Below are 26,894 nucleotides of genomic sequence, written 5' to 3' on the forward strand. Positions count from 1 at the left end.
TTTGGGGTGGGGGAAGATTTAATTGCCGACTTCCCCGAAGGGGTTATAGCCTAAATATTCAGTTTCTTTTTCTTTAAAAATAATACCGTGTGCTTCAAGTTCTTCAAGCAATGGATTATATACTTCTTTGCTTATAGGTATCTGGACGCCGGGGGTTTGTATTTTTTTATTTAAAATGGCAAGAGTAGCAATTGCTACAGGTAAACCTACTGTTTTAGCCATTGCGGTATAGGTTTGATCCTGTCCAAGAAGCACCATAGTAGAATCTATTTGTTTCTTCTCTCCATTAATTTCATATCCAAATTTGTGGTACATCACGATCATATCTTTGTCATCTTCAGCCAAAGTCCATTTGTCTTCTAAAATTTTTTGGAGTGCCTGTGCAGGAGTTGCATTGGCAATTCCAATTTTCTTTTTGGCGTTGAAGAGGTCCAGTTCTACAATTTTATCCCACATAATATCATCCTGATCTATTTTAAGACTGTGACGCAACTTTAACTCAACAGTATCTGTTGGAGAATAGGGTAGGAAGGAGTTCACAAAATCCCTGTAGCTCATATTTTCAGAATCCTGTAGCTCATAAGTGTCATCTGTCATTCCCAGTTGCACAAACATATTCCATGCTCTGCTAAAACCTACTCTTCTTATGGTTCCGCGGTAGAGGGTGAGTATGTCTTCCAGGCCATAGATACTGCGGTAGTCAAGAGAGTTCCTATTTGCATAGCCTTCAAATTTCCCAAAGCCCTCAATATGCAGGAACTCAGTTCGGCGAAAAAGGCGGTGATAAGGAATGTACTTATATTTTCCCTCCTGGATAAATTCAGCTACACCTCCCTGTCCTGCTACCACGACATTACGGGGGTTCCAGGTAAATTTGTAATTCCATAGATTTGTATCGCTTTCCGGGGCAACTAAACCTCCGGTGAAAGATTCAAACATTAGCATTTTCCCTCCTGAATTTTTAATACGGTCAATAACCTGCATGGCACTCATATGATCAATTCCGGGATCTACCCCAATTTCATTCATGAAGACAAGACCTTTTTCCTGGACTTCCTTATCCAGAGCTTTCATTTCTTTGCTTACATAAGAGGCTGTTACCAGGTTCTTGTTGTATTTCAGGCAATCGCGTGCGACTTCGATATGAAATCTTGCGGGCAGCATGGAAATCACAATATCTGCTTCCATAATAGCTTTTTCTCGCTCTTCTTTATTAAAGATGTCAAGAGAAATAGCTTTGCTCCTGGCATGGCTTTGAGAAAGTTTTTTTACCTGGGAGAGATCTTTATCAGCAATTATGAGAAAAAGATCTTCAGAAGAAGATTTTTCCAGAAGATAATTAATGAGTACCGAAGTCGATTTACCTAGCACCTATTACCAGGATTTGTCGCATATTAAAATTTTCTTAATTAATTTTACAGGCTAATTACACGAATGTAATTAATTGTTGACACTTAAAAAACTTCAGAATGGGCAGACGGTTCTATATAGCAGGAATAATTTTTGGATTGACGGCAGTTATTCTCGGTGCTTTTGCTGCCCATGGACTTAAGCTAAGTTCTCACACCAGAAGCACGAGACACATTTGAAACGGGAGTAAGGTTCCAGATGTACCATGCCTTACTGCTGCTGATTCTGGGCAATTTGAAGACTGCTTTTTCTCCCCTTTTTAATTGGATATTTTACTTTCTTGTTGTTGGAATTCTTCTGTTTTCAGGATCCATATTCCTGCTCGCTACTAATGAATTAACCGGGATGAATTTTAAGGTACTTGGTCCTGTAACTCCCATTGGTGGGAGTTTGTTAATCTTTTGTTGGGGCTTATTATTGTTTTATTTTATAAAGTTAAAAAAGGAATAAAAAAAAGTTTTCCACGGCTTTACGTATAGGATTTTCTACTTTTGTAGCCTAAACAAACATTCAATTCAAATTTTTATGTGGGCAAACAAAGAAATTACGAAAACGATTGCGCTGAAAAAGTACGGGATAAAAAATTCCATAGTACACTACCAATTGTCTCCGGAAGAACTTCATCAAATAACAATTGAAAAGGGACAGGGAATGGAAGCCAGTTCCGGTGCTTTGGCAGTGAATACAGGTGAATTTACTTAAGCAGGTCACCAAAGGATCGATTCCTTGTGAAAGATGATGAAACCAGAGACAGGGTTTGGTGGGGGGATATCAATATCCCATTTGATCCTGGGAAGTTTGACGCTTTGTATACTAAGGTGGTGGATTACCTGGCCGGGAAGGAAGTATTTGTTAGAGACTGCTATGCATGCGCAGAAGGAAATCACCTAGGTTAAACATCCGGGTGGTGAACGAATATGCCTGGTCTAATCTTTTTGCTTATAACATGTTTCTTCGACCCGAAGAAGACGAGCTCCGGGATTTCAAAGAGGATTGGATTATTATCAATGCTCCGGGCTTTAAGGCAAATCCTTCAGAAGATGGCACAAGACAGGAAAATTTTTCTATTTTAAATTTTTCCAGGAAAATAGCTCTTATTGGAGGAACTTAGTTATACGGGAGAAATTAAAAAAGGCATTTTTTCGGCCTTGAATTTTATTTTGCTTAGAGTACATAAGAAAACACTTCCAATGCACTGTTCAGCAAATATTGGCAGGGACGATGATACAGCTATCTTTTTTGGACTCTCGGGAACGGGAAAGACAACTCTTTCTGCAGATCCCAATAGAAAATTAATAGGAGATGATGAACATGGCTGGACAACAGATAATGTTATCTTTAATTTTGAAGGTGGATGTTATGCAAAAGTGATAAATCTTACAGAAGAAAATGAACCCGATATTTTTCGGGCTATAAAACCCGGTGCAATTTTAGAAAACGTCATTTTGGATAAAGATGGAGATGTGGAATACACCAATACTTCTATTACTCCTAACACAAGAGTAAGTTATCCTATTTATCACATAGATAATATTGCTGTTCCATCTATTGGAAAGAACCCCAAAAATATCTTTTTTCTTACAGCAGATGCTTTTGGAGTATTGCCTCCCATAAGCAAATTAAACCCAGGTCAGGCAGCATATCATTTTATAAGTGGGTACACTGCAAAGGTTGCAGGAACTGAAAAGGGGATCGATGAGCCACAGCCAAATTTTTCAGCCTGTTTTGGAGCCCCGTTTATGCCGCTTAATCCCACTGTATATGGGGAAATGCTTAGCAAAAAGATGAAGGCAGCGAATGTAAACGTGTGGCTTGTGAATACGGGGTGGACTGGTGGAGCCTATGGTACTGGCAGCAGGATGAAGTTGAAGTATACCCGGGCCATGATTGATGCCGCTTTAGAAGGCAGTTGGAAAATGTTTCTTACACAAAACATCCGGTCTTTGGATTGCAAATGCCCACGGAATGCCCAAATGTACCGTCAAATGTATTAAACCCGAGAGAAACCTGGCACGACAAAAGTGCTTATGATGACAGGGCAAAAAAGCTGGCTAAGTTCTTTTAAGGCCAACTTTGCCAAATTTGAAGAAAACGCTAATAAAGAAATCCTCTCGGGAGGACCAATTATATAACCTTTAAGCTTACTAAAAGCAAAAGTAGAGTAATCATCTCAGGAATGAATGCTTAGGCTTTCTAAATTACAATTGAGGAAAGGTAATTGTTATTTTTTATTAGCTTCTTTAATATATTTTTGAAGAGCCATTGTCATTGATGGCGTTTCTGGAGTAGGAGCCTGGATATTAACAATCAGCCCGTGTTCCTTTGCTGCTTTAACAGTGGTGTTTCCAAAAACCGCAATTTTAGTTTCCTTTTGTTCAAAATCAGGGAAATTTTCAAATAGAGATTTGATTCCGCTGGGACTAAAGAAAACAAGGATGTCATAATACACATCCCTCAAATGGGAAAGATCGCTTACTACCGTTCTGTAAAAAACGCCTTGCTTCCAGTCAACTCCAAGTTTATTTAGAGTTTTAGGCACATCGGGTTTTAGCATATCAGAAGCAGGGAGAAGGAATTTCTCATTCTTATACTTCTTTATATAGGGAGAAAGTTCAGCGAACGTTCTTTTACCTACATAGATCTTCCTTTTTCGATAGACTACATATTTTTGTAAATAGTAGGCTACGGCTTCACTTAAGCAAAAATATTTCAGCGTGTCCGGCACCTTATATCTCATTTCTTCAGCAATACGAAAGAAATGATCTACAGAGTTTCTACTTGTAAGAATGACAGCAGAATACCGGGTAAGATCAATTTTTTGTTGTCTTACGTCCTTAGAAGAAACCCCTTCAACGTGGATAAAAGGAATGAAATCAATTTTTACCTTTTGTTTTTCTTCCAGCTCAGAATACGGTGAGTTTTCTAATTTAGGTTCTGGTTGAGAAATCAAAATTGTTTTCACTTTCATATAATATCACATTTAATCTTTAGCTGGTTGTAATTAGCTTAAACAAAATAACATAAGGGGTAATTTCGAGAGCGCAAAGGTACAAAATAAAATAGAACCAATTGCGGGAAACGAGGGATCCATTTTTTCTAATGATACGAAAATAGGTATAGAGAATAGCAAAGCCAAAAATTCCTATAACTGTGAAAATTGCATTTTTGGCAGGATTAGGGGAATAAACAAGGAAAATTATAACAGGTAAAAAGCAAAGAGTAATAAAATTTCTATAGGTATGCTTTTGAAATAAATAATGTTCTGCAGTATCATCTATATCAAAAACGTTAGCAATAATTTTTTCCACGGTAATTTTTAGAAGAACAAAAAAGCTGTAAGCCGTGAAAATTCTTAAAATTATGACTCCCGGATCCTTTAATGCTTAAGTGAAATAAAAATGCGGTATAATATGAACAGGAATATCGATATGCTAAGAACATGAACAAAGAACATAATGACATTAAATCCAAAAAGGGCCTTATGTTCTTTATTCTTAATGATCATAAACTTTCCAGACCTGAAGATAGAAATAAAGTCATCAAACCTATGCTGAAATAGCTGTTTTCCAAGCACTAGTAATAGTAGTACAAGTATAATAACCATTGTAGGCAAATCATTAGAAGTACTATATCTTTCTAAGGCTTCCAAATTTTCTTATTTTATGCAAATGTATAATTTATAGGGTTAAAAGTTGGAAGTAATTTTGAAGTTGTAAAGCTCAAAATTAGTTACATTTGCTCAAAAATTTTGGCATGTCAAATGGGATTATTATAATACCCACTTACAATGAAATTGAAAATATTGAGCGCTTAATTAGAAACATTTTTTCCCTGCAGCGTAAATTTCACATTTTAGTGGTTGATGATAATTCTCCCGATCAAACAGCTTCAAAGGTTAAAGCATTACAGGCAGAATTTTTTGGGGCACTGTTTTTGGAAGTACGCCAGGAGAAGAACGGTCTTGGAACCGCTTATATTCATGGGTTTCAATGGGCACTTCAAAGGGATTACGAGTACATTTTTGAAATGGATGCCGATTTCTCGCACAACCCTAATGACCTCATTAGGTTGTATAATGCTTGTGCAAGGAAAGGGGCCGATGTTGCCATTGGATCGCGGTACGTAACTTAAGTGTTAACGTTATTAACTGGCCCATGAGCCGGGTTTTATTGTCCTGGCTGGCTTCAAAATATGTTAGGGTAGTAACGGGAATGAGAATTCACGATACCACCGCAGGTTTTGTTTGTTATAAACGTAAAGTTCTGGAAGATATTAAACTGGAGAAAATTCAATTTGTTGGATATGCGTTTCAAATTGAAATGAAATTTAAATCCCATTTGTTAAATTTCAAAATAAAGGAAGTTCCGGTAATCTTTACCGACAGGACAAGAGGAACTTCAAAAATGAGCAGCGGCATAATTTCTGAAGCTGTATTTGGGGTAATTAATATGAAATTTAAAAGTCTTTTTAATAAGATGTCTACGTAATGAAGAAGGTTTTAATTAAGCATGCACGTATTGTTAATGAAGGAACAATAACCGAAGGAGATGTATTTATTGAAAATGGTATTATAGCTGAAATAGCAGACAGCATAAGTGCCAAATCTCCTGATGTAAACATTATAGATGCCGAGGGAAATTATCTCATGCCGGGTGTTATCGATGATCAGGTGCATTTCCGGGAACCGGGGTTAACTCATAAGGAAACTATAGAATCGGGATCACGGGCGGCAGTAGCAGGTGGAATAACCTCTTTTATTGAAATGCCCAATACATTGCCACAAACTACTACAATTGAAAAATTGCAGGAGAAGTTTGAACTGGCAAAAAATACTTCCTACGCCAATTATTCCTTTATGTTTGGTGGCACAAATGACAACCTTTCAGAAATTTTAAAGGTAGACCCTAAAACCACAGCGGCTATTAAACTCTTCCTGGGTTCCTCAACGGGAAATATGCTTGTAGATGATCCCGGGGTGCTGGAAGAAATATTTACAAAGTCACCTTTAATGATAGCTGTACATTGTGAGGATGAAGCTACTATTCAAAAGAACCTTGAAGAGTATACAGAAAAATATGGTGACGATATTCCCGTGGAACTGCATCCAAAAATAAGAAGTGAAGAAGCCTGTTATATTTCTTCCTCAAGAGCAGTGGCATTGGCTAAAAAAACAGGTGCAAGGCTCCACGTGTTTCATCTCTCGACTGCAAAGGAATTATCATTATTTGAAAATAAGAAGCCATTAAAAGATAAAAAAATTACTGCAGAAGTTTGTGTGCACCATTTATGGTTCAACGAAGCCGACTATCAGAAAAAAGGAACATTTATAAAATGGAATCCTGCAATTAAGACCAAAAATGATCAGGAAGCACTATTACAGGGATTAATTGATAATCGTATTGATGTAGTAGCCACAGATCATGCCCCACATACACGGGAAGAAAAAAGAACGTATATACTAAAGCTCCAAGTGGTGGGCCTTTAGTACAACACGCCCTGCTTAAGCAATGCTTCAGCTTTATCATCAGGAGAAGATAAGCCTCGAGAAGATTGTCGAGAAGATGTGCCATAACCCTGCAATCCTGTTCCAAATAGAAAAGCGGGGATTCATAAGGGTAGGTTATAAAGCCGATCTTGTCCTGGTAGATCTTAATTCGCCCTGGGCCGTGCAACCAAGCAATATTGAATATAAGTGTGGATGGTCTCCTTTTGAGGGAGTAACGTTTAAATCAAGGATCACCCATACCTTTGTGAATGGGAGGCTGGTATATAAAAATTTCAAATTTTTGCCTTTTGCTCCCGGAGCGGAACAATTGACCTTTGACAGAAAATAAATTTATGAAATTCCGGATGCTGATCTTAGTGGGTTTACTTGCTCTTTCCTGTCAGGATATTGAGAAAGTAGAAAGGCCGGAAAATCTTATACCTGAAAGTAAAATGGTTGAGGTTTTGACAGATCTCTCGTTAATGATTTCTGCAAGAAATTTTAACTTAGCGAATGCTGGAAGAAACAGGTTTTAAACCTGGAGAGTTCCTTTACCAAAAGCATAACATTGACAGTCTTAGCCTGGCGGAAAGCACAAAATTTTATGCTAAGGACCCGGCTAATTTGGAGCGAATTTACTTGAAAGTACAGCAGAATCTGGATTCCTTAAAAACTGATTTAGAAGTAATAAGGGAAGAGGAGAAAAGAATTCAGGATTCTATTAATTCCCTTGTTCCTGAAGGTGATTCTTTGCGAACAAGGAGAGATTCGTTAGTGAAAGGAAATAATCTTGTGCCCGTATCTAAGGCTATAGACACTTTAAAGCCTCTTCCTGAAATGCGACGAAACAGAAATCCTACTTAACCGGAATTGTTCCTTTTGTAAAAATTTGCTGTTTCTTCTATCACTTCCTTTATAGGGGTAAAATGAAAATCCAGCTCCCGTACAATTTTATCATTTTTATAGAAAGCATTTTCAAAAAGAGACCTTGAATCGCTTTTGTTTAAGAGTTTTTTACCTCCAAAAATGCTTAGGAATGACTGGTAGAGCCAACCCGTTGTTATCATCCATGGTTTTAATTCGCTTGCAGGTTTTGGTTTGCCTAATTCTATAGCTACTTTATCGAGAATTTCTTTAAAACCAAGATTTTCTGCAACCAGGATATATTGTTCGTTTTTAACCGGAGACAGCATTAATTGAATTGCTGCCCGGGAAACATCTCTTACACCTACAAATCCTGTTATTTTTGGAAAGTGGTATTTTAGGCCTTTATGGACACGGTTAAAAATCTCTCCACTTCCCTTGTTCCAAAATCCGGGTCCTATGATAATACCGGGATTTAGAATGATTACAGGAACACCTTCCTGGGCCGCTCTCCAAACTTCGATTTCGGCGCCGTGTTTTGAAATAGCATATTCTGTATGATCTTTCTCGGGGTGCCAGGTAAAGTTTTCAGAAATAAAATCGTCTCCCACATTGGCATCCATAGTGGCAATGGAACTTATATAGCACAACTTTTCAATATTATGTGCTATACACAGGTTTGCAATATTAGCAGTTCCTTCTATATTAACCTTTCTTAGTTTTGAGGCCAGGGAAGAATCAAAGGAAACCAAAGCTGCACAGTGATAAACTTTTTTTACTCCCACAAAAGCTTTTTCCAGGGAGGGAATGTCATTAAGATCAGCTATTAGCCAGTCTATTCTGGAAAAATATTTTTGCGCATCCTCTTCGGGCATGTAGTAAGAGAACACTTTTTTTACATGGTCTACATTACTGCTTTCGCGGTAAATAGCTTTTACTGTTTCTTCGGTTTTAAGAATTTCCAGCAGGATATGAGATCCTACTAAACCTGTGCCTCCTGTAACTAATATCATAAGGTAAATATAGCCATTTCAGCTTAGGAAAAATGTGAGTTATTGGTATCTTTACCGCTGTTTTTATTTCAGAATACAGGTAAATACATAGAACTGATTCCTGTTATTCATGAAGTTTATTAATGTTGAATAAGATTAGACCAATATGAATTTTGTAGAAGAAATTACCTGGAGAGGCATGCTGCACGACGTGATGCCGGGAACTGAAGAACATTTACTGGAAGGAATGCGCGCTGCCTACGTGGGAATAGACCCTACGGCAGATTCGCTGCATATAGGACATCTGGTAAGTGTGATGATGTTGAGACATTTTCAATTATGTGGACATAAACCTTTTGCCCTTATAGGTGGTGCTACGGGAATGATTGGAGATCCTTCAGGAAAATCTGCAGAACGAAATTTGCTGGATGAGGAAACCTTAAGACATAACCAAAATTCAATTAAAAATCAGCTAAAGAAATTTTTGGATTTTGAAAGTAACAGTGAGAATGCTGCAGTTTTAGTGAATAACTATGACTGGATGAAAGATTTCTCGTTCCTGGGTTTCATTCGGGATGTGGGAAAGCATATAACCGTTAACTACATGATGTCTAAGGATTCAGTAAAAAAGAGATTGTCTTCAGATGCTTCAGAAGGAATGTCTTTTACTGAATTTACTTATCAACTGGTGCAGGGATATGATTTCCTGCACTTGTACCGGGAATACGACTGTACTCTTCAAATGGGAGGAAGTGACCAGTGGGGGAATATTACTACTGGTACAGAAATAATAAGAAGAATAGGCCAGGGAAAAGGATATGCTCTTACCTGCCCTCTTATTACCAAAGCTGATGGGACGAAATTTGGAAAGACGGAAGGCGGGAACATTTGGCTCGACCCCAATTACACTTCTCCTTATAAATTTTACCAATACTGGCTAAATTCAAGCGATGAGGATGCCGAAAAATATATAAAGATCTTCACCTTCCTCAAAAAAGAGGAAATAGAAAAGCTGGTTGAAGATCATAAAAAAGAACCTCACCTTAGGCAGTTGCAGAAAAAACTTGCTGAGGAAATTACGGTAATGGTTCATTCCCGGGAAGATTATGATAATGCACTGAAAGCTTCGGAAGTATTGTTTGGTAAAAGTACAGCTGATGATCTTAAAGGCTTAAACGAAGCTACTTTCCTGGATGTTTTTGAAGGAGTGCCCCAGGCTGAAGTTGCCCGTAAAGATGTCGAGGATGGATTGGATATGATAGCAGCGCTTTCGGCTAAAACAGGATTTTTAAATTCAAATGGGGAAGCCAGAAGGGCGTTAAAGGAAAATTCTATATCGGTTAATAAGGATAAAGTAAGCGAGGAGTATCAAATTACCTCAAAAGATCTCATTAACAACAAATATGTTATCCTGAATAAAGGGAAACGTAATACCTATATTATTAGCGTGGTCTAAATTACAAAACCCCTTCAAGCGAGAGCCTAAAGGGGTTTGCAACTAACTAACCAATCTAATATGAAAAAACTTTCATCTAGTGTAAACAAAACCTAACCACAAATCTGTTTACAATATATAGGTCGGGAGATTCTCAAATCATTACACAGTAAAATGTTAAATTTTAGTCCCGACTTTAATTTTTTTATGCATCAGAAGAATAGGAGAATTAGCAGAAGTATATTCAGCAGGGAAAAAAAGTTTGACCAATATAATTAATACAGCCTAACCTTAATTTTTACAAAGAAGAATTCTGTTGTACATACAGGTAAGTTTAGGGAGGAAATATTAATGAAGAGTTAGATCTTCTTCGGGTTGATCAAATATTTCTGAGGGTGAGTGGAGTAGATTAAATAACCATTAAATTACACCCGCGAATATCGCTGTTGTCAAACCTCCCGAGAATTTCGATTTCATTCTCACCTTTTATTTTACCCAGATCCTGTGTTGCTATAAACGAACAGGAATTTAAATTGGCAAGATCGATAACATTAATTCCGCCTGTTTTGCCTTTAGAAGGGTAGTGCAGGGCGTCCTCAGGATCTCTTATTAATATTTTCATCCAGGGGGGGCAATTAAAAATTCCGTTTCCTTTTGAGTAAGCCTGTGAAAGTAGCTCCGTCATTCCATATTCGCTGTGAACGTTTTCTACTCCAAAACCATTTTTTAGAATAGCGTGAAGCTCTTCCCGGATCATCTCCTTCCTACGGCCTTTCATCCCGCCTGTCTCCATAATAATTGTATTCTTTAATGGTAGACGCCGCATCTCTGCGAGGTCTAAGAGCGCGAAGGAAACACCCAGCAACAGTATTTTCTTACCAGATCTATCAAGGGATATCAGCTTCTCATTCAGTCCTTCCAGATCATTTAGATAAAATCCGCTTTCGGCCTGTTTGCTCTTTTTTATAAAATAATCGGCCATATAAATAAGAGAAGAACCTTCCCGCTCCAGGTAAGAGGGGAGGAGTGCGAGAATAACATAATCTTCTATGTTTCCATAAAAATTGGTGAAGGCTTTTACGAAACTCTCCTCGTAAAGAGAAAGATTGGTAACCAAATGCCTGCTCGTAGTGCTGCTAGTAGTACCACTGCTGGTAAAGATTTTTTCAGGTTCAACTCCAGGAGTTACAATATTATGGCTTTTAAAGAATTGAATAGGCAGAAAAGGTATATCTATTACTTGCCGTACGCTGTGAGGAGTCCTCTTCAGGAGATCAGCAAATTGCTTAGTAAACAGGTATTTTTTTATATTGGTATCTATAAACTTCTAAAGCAACTTCTTCAAATTGTTCTTCGGAAGAAATAGAAAATATACGTTGAGAGTCCATTGCTGAAAGATTCTAAGCCGGGCAAAGTTAGAAATAAAAAAAGCTCCTGAGATCAGAAGCTTTTTTAAACTTTTATGAAAAGGTTTTATCTCACTACCAATTTACGTGTAGCCTGTGTATTTCCTTCTTTTATCTTTACAATATATATTCCCGGAGTTAATTCTGTCACGTCAAGTTCTTTACCAACAAGCCTGGCTGATAACACCATTTTTCCTAAAACATTATAAACTTCTACTTCCTTTGTATGATTTTTTTCTGAAGTGATAAAAATCTTGTTTCCAGTCACCGGATTAGGATATATAGATAGCCCAGCAATAGGTTTCTCCTGAGCAAAAGCAGGAGGGCTGGTTTCTTGTGCTGCTAAGTTGTTGGAGAACAGCAAAAGACATATTAATAAAAAACTAAATAAGTAGTGCTGCTTCATTCTCTCTAAATAGGTTAATAACAAACTTACAAAGAAAATTTCAAAAATCGAGCCATAAAATGTGTTAAACCAAAAATTTTTCAAAAGGAATTGAAAAGGAAGAAGCAACTCTTTTATCTTTTTATTAAGAATTTAAAATTATTACTAATACACCTATGTTTTTTTTTAGGAATGGATAATTAATTTCTCCGGTAATTATTCTTTTATAATGAAGATTGGCAAATTTGAACTTTTCCTGAAAACACTTCTTAAAATCATTGCTCCTTGAGGAATAGTCAGGGTTATTTCTGATCCCAAAGAATCTACTCCTGTAAAATAGGAAGTTTTTGATGCTGTAATGCTCGTGATCTCGTGACCTTCCAGTCTTAAACATTCATTGTTACTATAAACCGGATCGTTAGGATAAACTTCAGGAGTGATATCATCATTACTGCAACTAGTCATAACCATTCCTGTTAAAAAGCAAATATTAAGTATAGGGTTGATCTTCATGTTCTGTAAATTTTAATTTTAAAAAATTTCAACATACAATGAATAGATAATAAAAAGGGTGATTTCTATAAACCACCCTTTTAGAAAATATGTAAGAGATAGGGAATCTTTACAGTCCAGATAATTAGAAACCGCCTTTTGAATCAAAATTTGACCATCCTTCAAATGCTGTAAGATCTGCACCTGTGGCATCTTCGTTCATTGAAATAAATAGATCTGCAACATTTGTTTGATCAATATTATTTACAAGTAAATTTTCACTGAAATCAAAGTTTGCATTTGAAAATTTTAAATTTCCATTTTCTACTTCCTGTAATTGGTTGTTAAGGAAAATAATCGTTTCATAGTTATATACTACAAGATTGTCAAATATTCCTCCTGTTCCCTGTTTGAGATCAAAGGCAGATTTTCCACTTCTGTTATGTCCTCTTGCTGTTATGTTTTTTACTGTGGCCTTAGATCTTGGAGAGGCATTATTTTCTCCACTTCGGTTTGCAAGTTCAAAAGCAAAATCTCCTACATTGTCATATTGGTAAATAACAACATTATCTATAGTACCCCTATAACCTTCATCCCAGTCTACTGAGTCATCTTCCATACCTATTGCAGAAAGGTTTTTGGCATTAACTGTACCTCCGTAAAATTCAAATCCGTCATCAGCTCCTTCAAAAGCTTCAAGATTTTCTAATACAGTTCCACTTCCCACTGCAAAGAAAGAAAAGGCATTAAATTCAAATTGACCGTCAGATGAAGCCTGCCCGGCATATTCGACTCGTACAAATTTTAAGCTTCCGCTATTGTCATTGTCGTTAGTCCCACCGTAAGGAAGTTGTCCTGCTTCAGAGATAGAAGTTCCACCCGGTGCATTCATAGTTGCACGGCCATGAATTCCTATTCCTCCCCAGTCGCCGTCACCACCTTCAGCATTCTTATTTTTTGAAGTAAAAACTATAGGTTGAGCTGCTGTGCCTTCTGCCATAATTTTACCTCCCTGTTCTACGAATAAAAGGTTTATTCCTGCTGCCTGATCATCTGCAGTTACTGTAAAGGTTGTGCCGGGTTCAATGGTGAGAGTGGCACCGTTTTTTACTGTTACAGCTCCTTTAAGGCTATAATTTCCTGTTTCTACAAGTAGATCTTCAGTAATATTTCCGGTTAAAACAGTACCCTGTAAAACCCCATCTATACCTCCGGTCACATCATCGGTTACAGGAGCCAGGTCATCATCTCCACTGCTGCAGGAAGTGAATCCTGAAAGGAGGGCCAAAGCAAATACGGTTGATAAAAAGGTTCTTTTCATAATTTTAGGTTTAATTGTTTATAGTTTAAAATGTGTAAGTGAGGTTAGCACCAAAGGTGGTTCCCTGATCAAAAGTCTCAACTACATTACTGAAGACTTCGGGAAACCTGATGTCCTGTGTTGGATCCTGAGTAAATAGTGACTTCTCATCGAGTATATTACTTATGCTAAGATTTAATCCCCAGTGATCATTAAATTGGGTGTTCCAGGATAGATCCAGTTGATTTAGTGGTTTCTCATAAATTTCATCTGCTCCCTCAACCCCCACTGCATAGATCCTTTTTCCAAAAGTGTTAAAGATGATATTAATAGTGGATTCTGCTACATCGGTTTTATACAGCTCATAACCTACATCGGCATTTACGCCCCAATTGGAAGCTCCCTGTAGTTCTCTTTCCTTATTTGTAACTGCGGCAAAACGAGGGTTATTTACATCGGCAGTGGCAGTGGATGTCATTAATATTCCATTAAAACCAAAAGTTATTTTTTCCAGAACCGGACTTTTAAAGGTGGAGCCAAGATTCATTCTTGCTTCCAATTCTAATCCATATAAATATGCCTGGTCAAAATTGTCAAAAAATGTCCTGTACCCTACCGATGTTGACCTCACTAAACGTTCTATGGGATTTTCCAGGTATTTTCCAAAAGCCGTTAAGGCCAGCAATTGTGCGTTAGTTGGAAATACTTCATACTTTAAATCAAAATTGTAATTACGCGAATTAAGCAGCGAGGGATTTCCTATTACCTGGTTTCCATCTCCATCCTGGTAAACTGTAGGGAGAATTTCCCTTAACCTTGGCCTGGTAGTGGTAATTGAAGCCGCTAGTCTTAAATTTGAAGTTTCATTTACTGTATATTTTGCGTTTAAGGAGGGGCTAAGGTCAAAAGGATCATATGTAATAACCTCATAAGGAGTTTCAGGCCTGTCCAGCGGGCCTCTAAAAGTTATTTCCCGTGGGGCATATTCTCCTCTCAGCCCAAGATCGATAAGAAGATTTTCCCATTCTTTAATGACATTGAGATATCCTGCATTTATGTATTGGTCGATCTTGCTGGTCGCAGTAGGATCAAATGTGCTGTTGTAGGTAAGGAACCCCTGAGAAAAACCCTGCCGGAAAAAACTTTCGGGATCATTGGTGTTCAGGTTTGGTAAATTGGTTCCATTGGCCTGGACTGTAATGAACCTTGTGAAAAAGTCATACTGAAGCAGGTCAAAATTATGTCCTACTTTTATTTTAGTTTTAAAATTTCCCTCGTCATTCCTTTGCAGTCCTAATTCATATTCAACTCGTGTATTGTAATTAAGATTTTCCAGAGTTTGATAAAACTTGAAAGGATTTATACCGTTTGTAGTAATGTATTCAGCAGCTTCACCAACCCCGGCTGTACGAAGCACCCGGCGATCTGGAACATTGTTTTTTCCCATACTTCCCGAGCCACCAAAATGGATTTGATGTTTTTGGTTCGCCCATTCAAAATCGCCAACAAGTTGAATGGTGATTAGATCATTCTCAGTATACTTCATGTCTCTTATAAAGAAATCCCTGTTGTTAAGTTGAGTGAAACCATCATTTCTACTAAGCAGCCTCTCTTATGAAATTGGAGGTGTTCTGTAGATAAATGGTATTAAATTCAAGCTTAAGTTTTTCAAACCGATTATAGTTTAAAGAGAATAAAGATGATTTTTGAGTAGTATATTCAAAGGTTTCACTCCTAAAATCCTGGCCGGAGCTTCCTTCAGAATTTAAAGTGCGTTCAAGTCCACTTTGTCTTCTGTGAGAATTCCTGTAGTTTATTCCAAGAAAATACCCCAAATTTTCTTTGTCGTTGCTGTAGATTCTCTGTCCATGGGTAAAACCAAAGCGGGTATCCAATGGAGCATTTTTTGTCTCCGGAGTCCAGGAGGTGTTAAATAATTCAGCTGATTCCCCGGCATTTGCGCGGTGACTAAATCTATTACGTTCAAAAACGGCTAGGTAATTCACGACCTCCCCCTGTAAATCCAAAATATTCTGAATCCCCGCTATCATCAGTTTTAAATTCCTGGAAAGTAGTGTTGGTATTATAATTCACTCCTACGTTAACAGTAGTGACAGAGGAAGAGGGAGCTGTTTTTGTATCCAGTACAAATGTCGCTCCTGCAAAATCCTGATACAGCTCTGGGCTGAAAGTTTTGAAAACATCTACAGAACTCACAATATTAGTTGAAATGTAACTTAAGGGAATGATCTTAAAATCAGGATCTGATGAGGCAAGTGGCAGGCCATTTACCATTAAATAATTATATCTGTCATCAAGGCCACGAACAAAAATCCCGCGATCCTGCACAGTTGTTATACCTGAGACTTTGGAAAGTCCCTGTTCTACAGTATTAACTGCTTTTCGGGATAGTTCTTCAGCTCCAATAGATTGTTTTATTGTAATAGCCTTTTTTTGCTCCAGAAGTAATGCTACTTCAGAATCTCTTCTTGAGACAGTTGAAATTACAACCTCATCCAAAGCGGCAGCACTCGCCCCAAGCTCTGCATTAATTTCAGTCACTTTTCCCGGAGAAACTACAACATTGGGTATTTCACGCACTTCGTATCCCACAAAGCTAAAGGAGACCGTATAAGTCCCGGGATCGAGTTTGCCCAGGGCGAACAATCCGTCAATATCAGACATTGTTCCAAGAGATGTTCCTTTAATAACTATGTTGGCGAAGGGAAGAGGTTCTCCATTCATTTCCCCATCAGTCAACTTCCCTGCAATCGTTCCCTGAGTCGACTCCTGCGCGTTTAAAATTGAGCTTAAAAAAACAGCTGCTATAATTAAAATTCTGTTCATTATGTGGTTTAATTCTATGCAGCAAATTAACCACCCCATTTCGGCCTGAAGCTTACGTAAACTTTAACTTTGCGTTAAGCAGGCCGGAAGAAATGTTATATTAAAGTTTCGAAACTCCCATCAGGTTTTATTTTAATAATCTTCAGTAATACCCAAAACACCTGTACAACTGTGATACATAAGGAAGCAGAGAAAAAATATCCATGTATTATTTGTTAACCCAATGTTACCACCGTGTTTGTACTTAAGAGCAGATGATCAATTTTATCTTACTTTTGTTAATGAATGATTATCATAACCCTATGAAGAAAAAGGATATTTTAATACTGTTAGTAGACGACGAACCAGATATTCTGGAAATCGTGAGCTACAATCTTTCGGCAGAAGGTTATTCTGTTATCACTGCGGAAAATGGCGTGAAAGCAGTTAAGCTGGCCCGGAAAAAGAAGCCTCATCTTATAATCCTGGATGTGATGATGCCGGAAATGGATGGCATAGAAGCTTGTGAACAAATTAGAAAGATTCCGGAACTTGGTGATACAATTATTACTTTTCTCACTGCCAGGGGTGAAGATTATTCGCAAATGGCAGGTTTTGACGCAGGAGCCGATGATTATATAACAAAGCCTATAAAGCCAAAGGTGCTTACGAGCAAAGTGAAAGCATTGCTGCGAAGATTTAAAGATAATACTGGAAGCTCCAACATAGTTACTATTGGTAATTTAACTATTAACAGGGATGAATACAAGATCATTAAAGATGATGAAGAACTCATACTTCCCCGTAAAGAATTTGAATTACTTTCCCTGTTAGCATCAACTCCGGGAAAAGTTTTTAAAAGAGAAGAAATCCTGGATAAGGTATGGGGAAATGAAGTTGTGGTAGGCGGTAGAACCATTGATGTTCACATAAGAAAATTGCGGGAAAAAATAGGAGACGATAGTTTTAAGACCGTTAAAGGAGTAGGATACAAGTTCGTAGTATAATGCCCGATTTTAAGAGATCATATAAATTTGCCGTAAAGACTTCCTTCTTTATTACCATTTTTCTTACGCTGCTTGTAGGTGTATTTTTATTCATACAGTATGATCTTGAATGGTTGCCCATCTTAAGTTTTGCTGTAACCTCTTATCTCTTTTCTTTTTTTATCATCCAATACAGGGTAGAGCATTTCATTTACAAACGGGTAAAGAAGATATATGATAATGTTACTTTACTGGATGCTACTACTCTAAGGCCAAGCCCTATTACTACAGATATGGCTACCCTCACCAGGGAAGTTGAAAAATTTGCTGCAGATAAGAAACTCGAAATTGAAACTTTACAAATAAGGGAAACCTATCGTAAGGAATTTATGGGAAACGTCTCTCACGAATTGAAAACACCACTGTTCACAGTTCAGGGATATATTCTTACTCTCCTGGATGGGGCTTTAAAAGATAAGGCGGTAAGGAAAAAATATCTCCAGCGGGCGAATAAAGGAGTGGAGAGGCTCATTTATATTGTAAAGGACCTGGATATGATAACAAAGCTCGAAGCGGGTGATCTCCATTTGAACATGGAAAATTTCAATATTGTTGAAGTGGTTCAAAGCTCTTTTGACCTGCTGGAAATGAAAGCTGCTAAAAGAAACATCACCCTTACTTTTGATATGGATTATGAAGCACCTATTTTGGTATACGGTGATAAGGAAAGGATACAACAGGTAATAACCAATTTGGTAGTCAATTCTATTAAGTATGGTAAAAAGGGAGGTACAACTGAAGTGAATATTGAAAACCTTATTAAAAATAAGATTATAGTAAGGGTGACCGACAATGGTGAAGGAATACAAAAAGCCCACATTCCCAGATTATTTGAACGGTTTTACCGGGTTGATAAGAGTGGATCCAGGAAAGAAGGAGGATCGGGTCTGGGTCTTTCAATAGTAAAACACATTATTGAAGCTCATAATGAAAAGATCTATGTAGAGAGCGTTTTTGGGGTGGGAAGTGAATTCTCATTTACCCTCGAAAAGAGTAAAAACACTTTTAAACCTAGTTAAAAGGTTCAAAACTGCCTAAGCCTTTATATACTGCAATATCCTCAAGTTTAATTAAATTGAATTCCCCCTGTTTACAACCTGCCGCCAAATTGTTTTTTATCAATCTCTTTGCGAGATATAATTGTTCGTACTGGCCGAGAGTGGGAATAACAAATAGTTGTTTTTTCAGTTTTGCAAGGTCCATTAGTGTAGTGTAGCCGGGGCGTGTAATAACAATTTTACTGGCATTAAGTAAATCCTGCAGTTCCCTGGATTGTAAAAAATTATAAATAACTAAATTTTCATCTTCAGTAACCTTTAGTTCAGGTTCCACCACACCTCTTACTATTGCTACTTTTTGCGGGATACCTTTAAGATGTTTTAAAAGTTTTTCCTCCAGCATAGATCGCTGAGGTTCTGGACCCGAAAGTACTGCTGTAATATCATATTTAGTAGCAACATTTTCCTTCTGAAATCTACTAAGGTGCCCCAAATATTTTATCGGGATCTTAAAACTATGGTTATGACCCATTTTCCCGCTTAGGGAGGGTTCTTCAGCAACATCGGGGATCCATAACTCATCAAATTTTTTAATGTAGTTCTGCTGAATTTTACTGCTTAAAAAAGTCGTAATTCCTGAAAGTACTTTTACCTGATGGGTAATAAAAACTGATGGCACCAGGAGCGACCTGGCTCCCCATCGATTATCGGAAATTATTCCTGTAATTCCCTCTTTCCGAACTATTTCCCTAACGACCTTTTTTTCTTCAGAAATAGTCCTTAAGATGTGAGGTGTATTCAGCAATAGTTTCCATTTTAAGAAGTAGGCCTTTTTAGAATAAACTATGTTATAGGAAGGAAGATGAAAATATTGAAGATCCGGAAATTCCTTCCGAAGAATTTGAAGAGCAGCACCATCTGATGCGAGAACCTAGTTCAAAATCCTGACCTATAAGTTCATTAATGACCGGAATGCACCGGGTAGCATGTCCCAGGCCCCAGTTTAGAGGTGCAACCAGGATTTTCTTTTTAGGCATATACAAATATAGAATCATTAAGCTAAAGCAGTTGGAAAGGTTTTGCATCTTTTTGATCGATTTTAACTAATTTTAGCCCAAAATTAGATCTGTGGGGAGTAAGAATAAGCTTAAGAGATTTCGGGAAAACGAAAAGTTTGAAAATGTAGTGCAGCCTTCAAGAGAGGAAATCGTGGAGGGTGCTTATCCTTTAAAAGGAAACTGGAACAAAGATTTCTTTAAAAACGAGAACCCCATTGTTTTGGAACTGGGTTGTGGGAAAGGGGAATACAGTGTGGCACTGGCCATGCAACATCCCAATAAGAACTTTATTGGTATAGATATAAAAGGTGCCAGGTTTTGGAGAGGGGCCAAAACAGCTCTGGAAGAAGAACTTAATAACGTGGGTTTCATTCGTACTCAAATAGAATTGGTAGATCTTCTATTTGAAGAAGGCGAGGTAGACGAAATTTGGATAACCTTTCCTGATCCTCAGATAAAATACAAACGCACAAAACATAGGTTAACCAATACTGAATTTCTAAAAAAGTATAAGAGAATTTTAAAATCAGGTGGAATGGTAAATCTAAAAACCGACAGCGAATTTATGCACGGTTACACTTTAGGGCTTCTTCACGGGGAAGGTCATGAGATCATTCAGGCAAACCATGACGTCTATAAAAATGAATATTCTCCAAAAGAAGTGACGGGAATACAAACATTCTACGAAAAACAGTACCTTGAACAGGGAAAACCTATTACTTACATTCAGTTTAAGATAAAATAACACTTTGGAGGAAACTAAACTTTTCCTTATCACCTATTTTGCCGCTCTAATTGGAGTGGTACCGCCCGGTTTGGTTAATATGACTGTGGCCAAAACCTGTGTTGAAAGTGGCAAAAAAAATGGAATGTATGTGGCCATTGGAGCCACAATTGTAGTTTTCTTTCAGGCTCTTATTGCAGTTTTGCTGGCCCGGTATATTTTTAATAATCCCTTCGTGAGGAATATTTTGTTACGGGCAGGACTGGTAATTTTTATTCTTCTCACCGTTTATTTTTTCGTAAAAGCAAGGAGGGATCCTCACATTGCAACTCATTCTACAAAGGCTAATTCCAATAGTATCTTCAAAGGAATGCTGGTTGCGGTTCTTAATATTTTTCCTATTCCATATTTCGTCGCATTGGGAGCAGCTTTAAACGTAGGAGGGGATATTTCTCATGACTGGACTTTAATGATCTCGTTTGTCCTTGCTGCAACAATGGGAACTTTTACGACACTCTATTTTTACGTTTTATCCTTTATTCAAATAGAAGATAAGACAGCTTTGATTACTCGCTACTCTAATTATTTTATGGCATTCCTCATGCTGTTATTGGTAATAATAACTCTCATCAGGATCTTCTATTACTAATGGAACAAAAGGAGAATTTCTTTGAAAAGGTTTATGAGGTCGTCAAAAAGATCCCTGCCGGGAGAGTTACTTCCTATGGTGCAATTGCCCGATACCTTGGCTCCACGGGAAGTTCGCGAATGGTAGGATGGGCATTAAATAATTCTCATCGGATCGAGTCTGTACCTGCCCAACGGGTTGTAAATCGTTTCGGGATGCTTACCGGGAAACATCATTTTGGAGGTACTACAGCTATGCAACAAATGCTGGAAAGTGAGGGTGTAGAGATCAGGGAAAATCAGGTGCAGGATTTTGAAAAGATATTTTGGGATCCTTCTATTGAACTTGGGCGGGAAGAGGATCTTTTACAATAGTCTGGAGTTATTATTGCATCAGTCAATTATAGTTTAATTCCTTCATAATCTTAGGTATTCCCCTTATATTTGCATTTAGAATGAATCTACATAAGAGGTTATCAAATTAATAGAGATACTATAATCAAATTTACTTTAGATAACCAATGCAAAAAGCATAATTGCAAATAAGATTTTAAGATGAAACTAGATAGAAAAGAAATATTAGCTGCCCTGGAAACCATTAGCATAGCCGGAGAAGGGAAAAATATGGTGGAAAGTGGTGCAGTACAAAATGTGATGACATTTGGTGATGAGGTTGTGGTAGACCTCGTCTTAACTACACCTGCATTACATATTAAAAAAAGAGCTGAAGTAGATATTCTTAAGACTATTCATGAAAAAGTATACGAGAAAGCTAAAGTAAAGGTTAATATAAAGGTTGAGAATGCTGATAAACCTAAGATAAAAGGAAAATCTATTCCCGGAATAAAGAATATTATTGCGGTTGCTTCGGGAAAAGGTGGAGTAGGGAAGTCTACAGTTACCGCCAATCTTGCCGTGACACTGGCAAAAATGGGCTTTAATGTAGGTCTTCTGGATGCCGATATCTACGGTCCTTCAATGCCTATTATGTTTGACGTGGAAGTTGAAAGACCATTATCTGTTAACGTAGACGGAAAGTCAAAAATGAAACCCGTAGAAAATTACGGAGTAAAAATGCTTTCTATAGGATTTTTTACTAAGCCTAACCAGGCTGTGGTATGGAGAGGTCCCATGGCAGCAAAAGCCTTAAATCAGATGATTTTTGATGCAGCCTGGGGAGAACTGGATTTCTTGTTGATAGATCTTCCTCCCGGTACAGGAGATATCCATCTCTCAATAATGCAGTCTCTTCCAATTACTGTGCTGTAATAGTAAGTACGCCTCAAAAAATGGCTTTGGCCGATGCAAAAAGAGGGGTTAGCATGTTTCAACAGGAAAGCATCAGTGTTCCGGTTTTGGGAATTATAGAAAACATGGCCTATTTCACTCCTGAAGAGCTTCCCGGGAATAAATATTATATCTTCGGTGAAAAGGGAGCCAGAAATCTTGCTGAAGATATGGACGTACCTTTTCTGGGAGAACTTCCCCTGGTGCAGAGCATACGAGAAGCTGGGGACATAGGAAGGCCTGCTGCTTTGCAAACAGCAACGCCTCTTGAAACAGCCTTTGAAAAAATTACTCAAAATGTGGTGCAGGAGACAGTGAACAGAAACAAAAGCCTTCCGCCAACAGAAGCCATAAAGATTACTACCATGGCAGGTTGTAGTGCAGTTAAAAAGAAATAGATGAACACAGAAGAAATTAAAATAAATGTCGAGAAAGCTTTAGCTGAAATCCGTCCTTTTTTACAAAGTGACGGAGGCGATATTTCTCTTGTTTCCATTGAGGATGACCGTCTTGTGAAGGTGCAGCTTTTGGGAGCTTGTGTAGGGTGTCACGTGAATACAATGACTTTAAAGTCAGGAGTGGAAATGACCATCAAGAGATACGTCCCGCAAATAGAAGAAGTAGTGAATGTAGGGTAAAATCTTCCCCTTTTTAGAATTCAAATATAATGATCAAAACAGATATAATTATAATAGGGGCTACCCACAGGCCTATTTGCCGTTTTTGAAGCAGGATTATTAAAATTAAAATGCCACCTTATAGATGCATTGCCACAGCCGGGAGGTCAATGTTCTGAGATCTATCCAAAGAAACCTATTTATGATATTCCGGGTTTTCCTGAAGTTTTAGCAGGAGACCTTGTTAGCAATCTTATGGAGCAAATAAAGCCCTTTGATCCCGGTTTTACATTAGGAGAAAGAGCTGAAACCCTGGAAAAACTGGAGGACGGTAGTTTTATCGTTACAACTTCACGAGGTACAAAGCATCACGCCCCGGTCGTGGTGATCGCTGGCGGACTTGGAAGTTTTGAACCCAGAAAACCACCTATTCCTTCCATAGGGGATTACGAAGACAAGGGCGTGGCTTATATAATTAAAGATCCTGAAGTTTATAGAAATAAAAGAGTTGTTATTGCTTACGGTGGAGATTCTGCGCTGGATTGGTCAATTTTTCTTTCTAATGTAGCAAGTGAGGTTTCCCTTGTGCACAGGAGAAAAGACTTTAGAGGCGCGTTAGATTCTGTTGAAAAAGTTGAAGAACTTTCAAAAATAGGCAGGATCAAATTGATTACTGATGCTGAGGTTGTTGATCTTAAAGGTGAAAATGAACTGGAAACAGTGATCATCAGGCACAAAGGTCAGGCTACCGATGAGGAGGAGAAACCTACAGATCATTTTATTCCTTTATTTGGTTTGTCACCCAAGTTAGGTCCAATAGGTGACTGGGGACTGGAGATTGAAAAGAATGCTATTAAAGTAAATAATTCTTACGATTACCAGACAAACATCCCTGGCGTTTATGCAATTGGAGATGTAAATACTTACCCCGGAAAATTAAAGCTCATCCTTTGCGGTTTTCACGAGGCTGCTATTATGTGTCAAAGTGCTTACCAACGTATTTTTCCTGATAAGAAGTACGTGATGAAATACACTACTGTTAGTGGTGTAGATGGTTTTGACGGTTCCAGAAAAGAAGCTAAAAGAGAAGTTGTAAAAAGTATTAATTAGTAACAAAAATAGACCTCACAGGTTTTTAAAACCTGTGAGGTCTGCTTGTATACCATGTCCGATATAAAAATTACTATTATAGACCGTGAAGGAGAAGCTCACGTAGTAGACGCTCCTACAGATATGAATATGAACTTAATGGAGGTGGTGCGTTCTTACGAGCTCGCTCCCGAGGGAACTATTGGAATATGTGGTGGAATGGCTATGTGTGCTTCCTGCCAGTGTTATGTCCTTAGTCATCAGCATTTGCTTCCTGAAAAGAGTTTTGAAGAAGAAGATATGCTGGACCAGGCGTTCTATGTAGAAGATAACAGCAGGCTCGGTTGCCAGATTTTTATTACAAAGGAACTTGAAGGTCTGGAGGTGAAACTTGCGCCGGAATCTACGTAATACGATTAAGACGTTTATAAGAAAATTGATGATGGGAGCAGGACCGGGAAATATTATTAGTGTTTTGATCTTTTATTCTAGAAAGTCAAAGGATTATTTACGGGTGGACGGTGTTGTAGCCAAAAAGCCCCGGGCATTGAAGAGCGAATGCTGTGAAAAGTATAAAAAGGGAAACCGCTGCAAACGTTGTCCCTGTTTTGATCTGGTCTAGATGGTGATCCTGCTATAGGAAATCAACTTCTGTGGTCCTTCCAACACCACTCTAATAGCTTTTAAATAGCCTTCTTCAGTAGTTGCAATCTCCCATTTTACCAGGGAGATCTCTCCGTTTTCGATTTCCAGTCCTGTTATTGCACGCGGGTGAACACAACTCCCATCATTAAAATACGGAATCTCCCCGGGTTGTGGAAACCTGGGACGGTGCGTATGACTGTATTACTGTAAAGATATTGTCATTGGCAATAATCCATTGTTTAGTGCGGCGTTCAACTTTATTTAATTCTATATTATTCTTTGCAGGGCTGGTAGGATCGCCAATTCCGAAAATTTGCAATTGTCGCCATAATACCCGTACCATAAAACGATCAACTTTCCATAGGTAGTAACCAAGACCATCTGCCTGGTGGCCGTGAACCATGAAAAGTTCTTGTTTTGTGTCTTCATGCTGGAGCACAAGAGCTTCAGGAAAAGTTATTCCCGGGAAAAGCGGAATTTCTTCTTCTTTTGCATTGTCACAGTAAGAGGAAAGATGTTTCTCAACATAGTCCTTATCTGTATAAGCCATATCGTGGTTACCGACAATCCTGTGAAGTCTTCCTTCAGCAAAGAATAATTTTAGAAGTTTGAATACATTTTTGTGAGCTTCAAAAATGGCTTCAAAGGTGAGGTTTTCCCATAGTTCATCCCCATCTCCTAATTCGCAGTATGTAAAACCGTTTCTGTAGTAATAGGATAGTGCATGAAAATAACTGTTTTTATTTTTGGCAAAATCGTCAGCAAAACTATTGTTGCCTCTGTGACAATCACTAAAAATTACAAACTTGGAACTGTCATTAAAAGAGATACGCCGGGCATTTTTGTACGCGTTAGTAAATCTTTTTGCTGATGACATTTCCTATGTGATTGACCATTTGTGGCGTATTCTTAAAATTTAGATGTAAGATCTGCTTACTTAAAAGCTGAAATTCCAGTAATATCCATTCCTGTTATAAGCAAGTGAATATCATGTGTTCCCTCGTAAGTTATAACGCTCTCAAGGTTCATCATATGCCTCATAATACTATATTCCCCTGTTATTCCCATTGCGCCTAACACCTGTCTTGCTTCACGTGCCACGTTAAGTGCCATAGCTACGTTGTTGCGCTTTGCCATAGAAATTTGAGCTGAAGTTGCTCTGCCTTCATTTCGTAAAACCCCCAGTCTCCATGCCAATAGTTGAGCCTTGGTAATTTCGGTAATCATTTCTGCCAGCTTTTTTTGCTGAAGCTGAAATCCGGCAATGGGTTGCCCAAATTGGGTGCGTTCCTTTGCGTATCGCAGGGCAGTGTCGTAACAATCCATAGCAGCACCAATTGTTCCCCATGCAATACCGTATCGAGCAGAGTCAAGGCATCCTAACGGAGCACCAAGTCCGCTTTTGTTTGGAAGGAGATTTTCTTTTGGAACCTTTACATTATCAAAAATGAGTTCTCCGGTTGCGCTCGCGCGAAGAGACCATTTGTTGTGAGTTTCAGGAGTGGAAAAACCATCCATGCCTCTTTCTACTATTAATCCCTGGATACGGTCGTTTTCATCTTTTGCCCATACCACAGCAACATCAGCAAAGGGAGAATTCGAGATCCATAGTTTTGCGCCATTCAGCAAATAATGATCTCCTTTATCTTTAATATTAGTAGTCATTCCTCCCGGATTGGAACCATGATCAGGTTCTGTAAGGCCAAAGCAGCCCATCCACTCTCCACTAGCCAGTTTTGGGAGATACTTTTTCCTTTGTTCTTCATTACCATACTTGAAGATAGGATACATAACGAGGGAAGATTGTACAGATGCTGTTGAGCGTACCCCGCTGTCACCGCGTTCAATCTCCTGCATAATTAGTCCATAGGAAATCTGGTCCAGTCCGGCCCCGCCATATTCTTCAGGAATGTAAGGACCAAAAGCTCCAATTTCAGCAAGACCTTTAATAATTCCTTTAGGAAATTTTGCTTCCTGGGCCGCTTCTTCAATTATAGGGGAGACTTCCCGTTTTACCCATTCCCGTGCAGCATCACGTACCATTTTGTGTTCATCGGTAAGCAGGTCGTCAATGTTATAATAGTCGGGTGCCTGAAAAAGATCTTGTTTCATTCAAGGTTGGTTTTAAACAAATTTAGCCAACGGTAAATTAGGAAACAATTTTTAATGATCTATAATTATGAGGAATATGAAATTAAAGATCAGGAA

At 38.2% G+C, this 26,894-nt stretch carries 23 protein-coding genes and 8 pseudogenes; 16 read left to right on the forward strand and 15 right to left on the reverse strand.

All coding sequences use genetic code 11. The features are described from left to right. Window positions 1-18: 18 nt before the first annotated feature. A pseudogene (locus tag LZ575_RS17205) lies at window positions 19-1,393 on the reverse strand (saccharopine dehydrogenase family protein). A 215-nt stretch (window positions 1,394-1,608) separates the two neighbouring features. Here LZ575_RS17205 and LZ575_RS23945 point away from each other — a divergent pair. Both LZ575_RS23945 and pckA read left to right on the forward strand, forming a co-directional pair. Next, window positions 1,609-1,860, forward strand: coding sequence for a DUF423 domain-containing protein (locus LZ575_RS23945; protein WP_311195843.1), 252 nt, complete (start codon window positions 1,609-1,611; stop codon window positions 1,858-1,860). Window positions 1,861-1,935: 75 nt separating this feature from the next. Further along, window positions 1,936-3,542, forward strand: a pseudogene (gene pckA / locus LZ575_RS17215) (phosphoenolpyruvate carboxykinase (ATP)). A gap of 89 nt (window positions 3,543-3,631) precedes the next feature. On the opposite strand, the gene LZ575_RS17220 reads toward pckA, so the two are convergent. The 3 genes from LZ575_RS17220 to LZ575_RS17230 all read right to left on the reverse strand — a co-directional run bounded on the left by LZ575_RS17220 (window position 3,632) and on the right by LZ575_RS17230 (window position 5,059). Beyond that, a complete protein-coding gene (locus LZ575_RS17220; protein ID WP_235325956.1) occupies window positions 3,632-4,378 on the reverse strand; it encodes a uroporphyrinogen-III synthase in 747 nt (248 codons plus the stop codon). A 19-nt stretch (window positions 4,379-4,397) separates the two neighbouring features. After that, window positions 4,398-4,718, reverse strand: a complete 321-nt coding sequence (locus LZ575_RS17225) for a DUF4271 domain-containing protein (RefSeq protein ID WP_235325958.1) — start codon at window positions 4,716-4,718, stop codon at window positions 4,398-4,400. A gap of 68 nt (window positions 4,719-4,786) precedes the next feature. Next, window positions 4,787-5,059: a hypothetical protein gene (locus LZ575_RS17230; RefSeq protein ID WP_235325960.1), complete on the reverse strand. Its 273-nt coding sequence runs from the start codon at window positions 5,057-5,059 to the stop codon at window positions 4,787-4,789. 104 nt (window positions 5,060-5,163) lie between these two features. On the opposite strand from LZ575_RS17230, the pseudogene LZ575_RS17235 reads away from it, so the two are divergent. From LZ575_RS17235 to LZ575_RS17250, 4 genes and pseudogenes are all read left to right on the forward strand, one after another. Beyond that, a pseudogene (locus LZ575_RS17235) lies at window positions 5,164-5,897 on the forward strand (polyprenol monophosphomannose synthase). Beyond that, window positions 5,897-7,244 (forward strand): annotated as a pseudogene (locus LZ575_RS17240) (dihydroorotase). The pseudogenes LZ575_RS17235 and LZ575_RS17240 overlap by 1 nt, the downstream one beginning before the upstream one ends. A 4-nt stretch (window positions 7,245-7,248) precedes the next feature. Then, on the forward strand, window positions 7,249-7,431 hold the full coding sequence (locus LZ575_RS17245) for a DUF4296 domain-containing protein (RefSeq protein ID WP_235325962.1): 183 nt from the start codon (window positions 7,249-7,251) through the stop codon (window positions 7,429-7,431). Next, the gene (locus LZ575_RS17250; protein ID WP_235325964.1) at window positions 7,409-7,759 is read left to right on the forward strand and encodes a DUF4296 domain-containing protein; all 351 of its coding nucleotides are present in this window, start codon (window positions 7,409-7,411) and stop codon (window positions 7,757-7,759) included. Before LZ575_RS17245 ends, LZ575_RS17250 begins: the two co-directional genes overlap by 23 nt. Here the strand turns inward: LZ575_RS17250 and LZ575_RS17255 are convergent. Then, complete coding sequence (locus tag LZ575_RS17255) at window positions 7,756-8,772, reverse strand: SDR family oxidoreductase (protein WP_235325966.1); 1,017 nt, start codon at window positions 8,770-8,772, stop codon at window positions 7,756-7,758. The genes LZ575_RS17250 and LZ575_RS17255 overlap by 4 nt on opposite strands. A 145-nt stretch (window positions 8,773-8,917) precedes the next feature. On the opposite strand from LZ575_RS17255, the gene tyrS reads away from it, so the two are divergent. Beyond that, complete coding sequence (tyrS, locus tag LZ575_RS17260) at window positions 8,918-10,207, forward strand: tyrosine--tRNA ligase (protein ID WP_235325968.1); 1,290 nt, start codon at window positions 8,918-8,920, stop codon at window positions 10,205-10,207. Between the two features lie 388 nt (window positions 10,208-10,595). Here the strand turns inward: tyrS and LZ575_RS17265 are convergent. The 7 genes and pseudogenes from LZ575_RS17265 to LZ575_RS17295 all read right to left on the reverse strand — a co-directional run bounded on the left by LZ575_RS17265 (window position 10,596) and on the right by LZ575_RS17295 (window position 16,616). Then, window positions 10,596-11,574, reverse strand: a pseudogene (locus LZ575_RS17265) (acyl transferase). A gap of 85 nt (window positions 11,575-11,659) precedes the next feature. After that, window positions 11,660-11,998 carry a T9SS type A sorting domain-containing protein gene (locus LZ575_RS17270; protein WP_235325970.1) on the reverse strand — a complete coding sequence of 113 codons (339 nt, stop codon included), beginning with the start codon at window positions 11,996-11,998 and terminating at the stop codon, window positions 11,660-11,662. Window positions 11,999-12,193: 195 nt separating this feature from the next. Continuing rightward, on the reverse strand, window positions 12,194-12,490 hold the full coding sequence (locus LZ575_RS17275; RefSeq protein ID WP_235325972.1) for a hypothetical protein: 297 nt from the start codon (window positions 12,488-12,490) through the stop codon (window positions 12,194-12,196). Between the two features lie 124 nt (window positions 12,491-12,614). After that, window positions 12,615-13,790, reverse strand: coding sequence for a hypothetical protein (locus LZ575_RS17280; protein WP_235325973.1), 1,176 nt, complete (start codon window positions 13,788-13,790; stop codon window positions 12,615-12,617). 25 nt (window positions 13,791-13,815) lie between these two features. After that, on the reverse strand, window positions 13,816-15,315 hold the full coding sequence (locus LZ575_RS17285; RefSeq protein ID WP_235325975.1) for an outer membrane beta-barrel protein: 1,500 nt from the start codon (window positions 15,313-15,315) through the stop codon (window positions 13,816-13,818). 52 nt (window positions 15,316-15,367) lie between these two features. Further along, window positions 15,368-15,775: a hypothetical protein gene (locus LZ575_RS17290; protein ID WP_235325978.1), complete on the reverse strand. Its 408-nt coding sequence runs from the start codon at window positions 15,773-15,775 to the stop codon at window positions 15,368-15,370. Next, complete coding sequence (locus tag LZ575_RS17295) at window positions 15,753-16,616, reverse strand: TonB-dependent receptor (protein ID WP_235325980.1); 864 nt, start codon at window positions 16,614-16,616, stop codon at window positions 15,753-15,755. Before LZ575_RS17295 ends, LZ575_RS17290 begins: the two co-directional genes overlap by 23 nt. Before the next feature lie 302 nt (window positions 16,617-16,918). On the opposite strand from LZ575_RS17295, the gene LZ575_RS17300 reads away from it, so the two are divergent. Both LZ575_RS17300 and LZ575_RS17305 read left to right on the forward strand, forming a co-directional pair. Continuing rightward, window positions 16,919-17,602, forward strand: coding sequence for a response regulator transcription factor (locus LZ575_RS17300; RefSeq protein WP_235330763.1), 684 nt, complete (start codon window positions 16,919-16,921; stop codon window positions 17,600-17,602). After that, window positions 17,602-18,660 carry a sensor histidine kinase gene (locus LZ575_RS17305; RefSeq protein WP_409187170.1) on the forward strand — a complete coding sequence of 353 codons (1,059 nt, stop codon included), beginning with the start codon at window positions 17,602-17,604 and terminating at the stop codon, window positions 18,658-18,660. Before LZ575_RS17300 ends, LZ575_RS17305 begins: the two co-directional genes overlap by 1 nt. On the opposite strand, the gene LZ575_RS17310 is transcribed toward LZ575_RS17305, so the two are convergent. Continuing rightward, window positions 18,653-19,444 carry a glycosyltransferase gene (locus LZ575_RS17310; protein ID WP_311195844.1) on the reverse strand — a complete coding sequence of 264 codons (792 nt, stop codon included), beginning with the start codon at window positions 19,442-19,444 and terminating at the stop codon, window positions 18,653-18,655. The genes LZ575_RS17305 and LZ575_RS17310 overlap by 8 nt on opposite strands. A gap of 323 nt (window positions 19,445-19,767) precedes the next feature. Here LZ575_RS17310 and trmB point away from each other — a divergent pair, with 323 nt between their 5' ends. The 7 genes and pseudogenes from trmB to LZ575_RS17345 all read left to right on the forward strand — a co-directional run bounded on the left by trmB (window position 19,768) and on the right by LZ575_RS17345 (window position 24,452). After that, complete coding sequence (gene trmB / locus LZ575_RS17315) at window positions 19,768-20,442, forward strand: tRNA (guanosine(46)-N7)-methyltransferase TrmB (protein WP_235325982.1); 675 nt, start codon at window positions 19,768-19,770, stop codon at window positions 20,440-20,442. A gap of 4 nt (window positions 20,443-20,446) precedes the next feature. Further along, window positions 20,447-21,070, forward strand: coding sequence for a LysE family translocator (locus LZ575_RS17320; protein ID WP_235325984.1), 624 nt, complete (start codon window positions 20,447-20,449; stop codon window positions 21,068-21,070). Further along, window positions 21,070-21,423, forward strand: coding sequence for an MGMT family protein (locus LZ575_RS17325; RefSeq protein ID WP_235325986.1), 354 nt, complete (start codon window positions 21,070-21,072; stop codon window positions 21,421-21,423). Before LZ575_RS17320 ends, LZ575_RS17325 begins: the two co-directional genes overlap by 1 nt. 180 nt (window positions 21,424-21,603) lie before the next feature. Continuing rightward, window positions 21,604-22,733: pseudogene (locus LZ575_RS17330) on the forward strand (P-loop NTPase). After that, window positions 22,734-22,973 (forward strand): NifU family protein, encoded by a 240-nt coding sequence (locus tag LZ575_RS17335; protein ID WP_235325987.1) that lies wholly within the window; start codon window positions 22,734-22,736, stop codon window positions 22,971-22,973. A gap of 29 nt (window positions 22,974-23,002) precedes the next feature. After that, window positions 23,003-24,062: pseudogene (locus LZ575_RS17340) on the forward strand (NAD(P)/FAD-dependent oxidoreductase). A gap of 54 nt (window positions 24,063-24,116) precedes the next feature. After that, window positions 24,117-24,452, forward strand: a complete 336-nt coding sequence (locus LZ575_RS17345; RefSeq protein ID WP_235325989.1) for a 2Fe-2S iron-sulfur cluster-binding protein — start codon at window positions 24,117-24,119, stop codon at window positions 24,450-24,452. Window positions 24,453-24,659: 207 nt separating this feature from the next. Here the strand turns inward: LZ575_RS17345 and LZ575_RS17350 are convergent. Both LZ575_RS17350 and LZ575_RS17355 read right to left on the reverse strand, forming a co-directional pair. Then, a pseudogene (locus LZ575_RS17350) lies at window positions 24,660-25,563 on the reverse strand (serine/threonine protein phosphatase). Between the two features lie 56 nt (window positions 25,564-25,619). Beyond that, entirely contained in the window at window positions 25,620-26,798 is a 1,179-nt protein-coding gene (locus tag LZ575_RS17355) for an acyl-CoA dehydrogenase family protein (protein WP_235325992.1), read from the reverse strand. Window positions 26,799-26,894: the final 96 nt, after the last annotated feature.

Source organism: Antarcticibacterium sp. 1MA-6-2 (genome assembly GCF_021535135.1).
Taxonomy (GTDB): Bacteria; Bacteroidota; Bacteroidia; order Flavobacteriales; family Flavobacteriaceae; genus Gillisia.

Excerpts from the sequence above, each read along its gene's own strand:
- tyrS (WP_235325968.1), top strand. The coding sequence starts at position 8,918 with ATGAATTTTGTAGAAGAAATTACCTGGAGAGGCATGCTGCACGACGTG.
- LZ575_RS17335 (WP_235325987.1), top strand. The coding sequence starts at position 22,734 with ATGAACACAGAAGAAATTAAAATAAATGTCGAGAAAGCTTTAGCTGAA.
- LZ575_RS17275 (WP_235325972.1), bottom strand. The coding sequence starts at position 12,490 with ATGAAGATCAACCCTATACTTAATATTTGCTTTTTAACAGGAATGGTT.
- LZ575_RS17355 (WP_235325992.1), bottom strand. The coding sequence starts at position 26,798 with ATGAAACAAGATCTTTTTCAGGCACCCGACTATTATAACATTGACGAC.
- LZ575_RS17280 (WP_235325973.1), bottom strand. The coding sequence starts at position 13,790 with ATGAAAAGAACCTTTTTATCAACCGTATTTGCTTTGGCCCTCCTTTCA.
- LZ575_RS23945 (WP_311195843.1), top strand. The coding sequence starts at position 1,609 with ATGTACCATGCCTTACTGCTGCTGATTCTGGGCAATTTGAAGACTGCT.
- LZ575_RS17300 (WP_235330763.1), top strand. The coding sequence starts at position 16,919 with ATGAAGAAAAAGGATATTTTAATACTGTTAGTAGACGACGAACCAGAT.
- LZ575_RS17255 (WP_235325966.1), bottom strand. The coding sequence starts at position 8,772 with ATGATATTAGTTACAGGAGGCACAGGTTTAGTAGGATCTCATATCCTG.
- LZ575_RS17305 (WP_409187170.1), top strand. The coding sequence starts at position 17,602 with ATGCCCGATTTTAAGAGATCATATAAATTTGCCGTAAAGACTTCCTTC.
- LZ575_RS17345 (WP_235325989.1), top strand. The coding sequence starts at position 24,117 with ATGTCCGATATAAAAATTACTATTATAGACCGTGAAGGAGAAGCTCAC.
- LZ575_RS17270 (WP_235325970.1), bottom strand. The coding sequence starts at position 11,998 with ATGAAGCAGCACTACTTATTTAGTTTTTTATTAATATGTCTTTTGCTG.
- LZ575_RS17220 (WP_235325956.1), bottom strand. The coding sequence starts at position 4,378 with ATGAAAGTGAAAACAATTTTGATTTCTCAACCAGAACCTAAATTAGAA.
- LZ575_RS17325 (WP_235325986.1), top strand. The coding sequence starts at position 21,070 with ATGGAACAAAAGGAGAATTTCTTTGAAAAGGTTTATGAGGTCGTCAAA.
- LZ575_RS17245 (WP_235325962.1), top strand. The coding sequence starts at position 7,249 with ATGAAATTCCGGATGCTGATCTTAGTGGGTTTACTTGCTCTTTCCTGT.
- LZ575_RS17250 (WP_235325964.1), top strand. The coding sequence starts at position 7,409 with ATGCTGGAAGAAACAGGTTTTAAACCTGGAGAGTTCCTTTACCAAAAG.
- LZ575_RS17295 (WP_235325980.1), bottom strand. The coding sequence starts at position 16,616 with ATGAACAGAATTTTAATTATAGCAGCTGTTTTTTTAAGCTCAATTTTA.
- LZ575_RS17285 (WP_235325975.1), bottom strand. The coding sequence starts at position 15,315 with ATGAAGTATACTGAGAATGATCTAATCACCATTCAACTTGTTGGCGAT.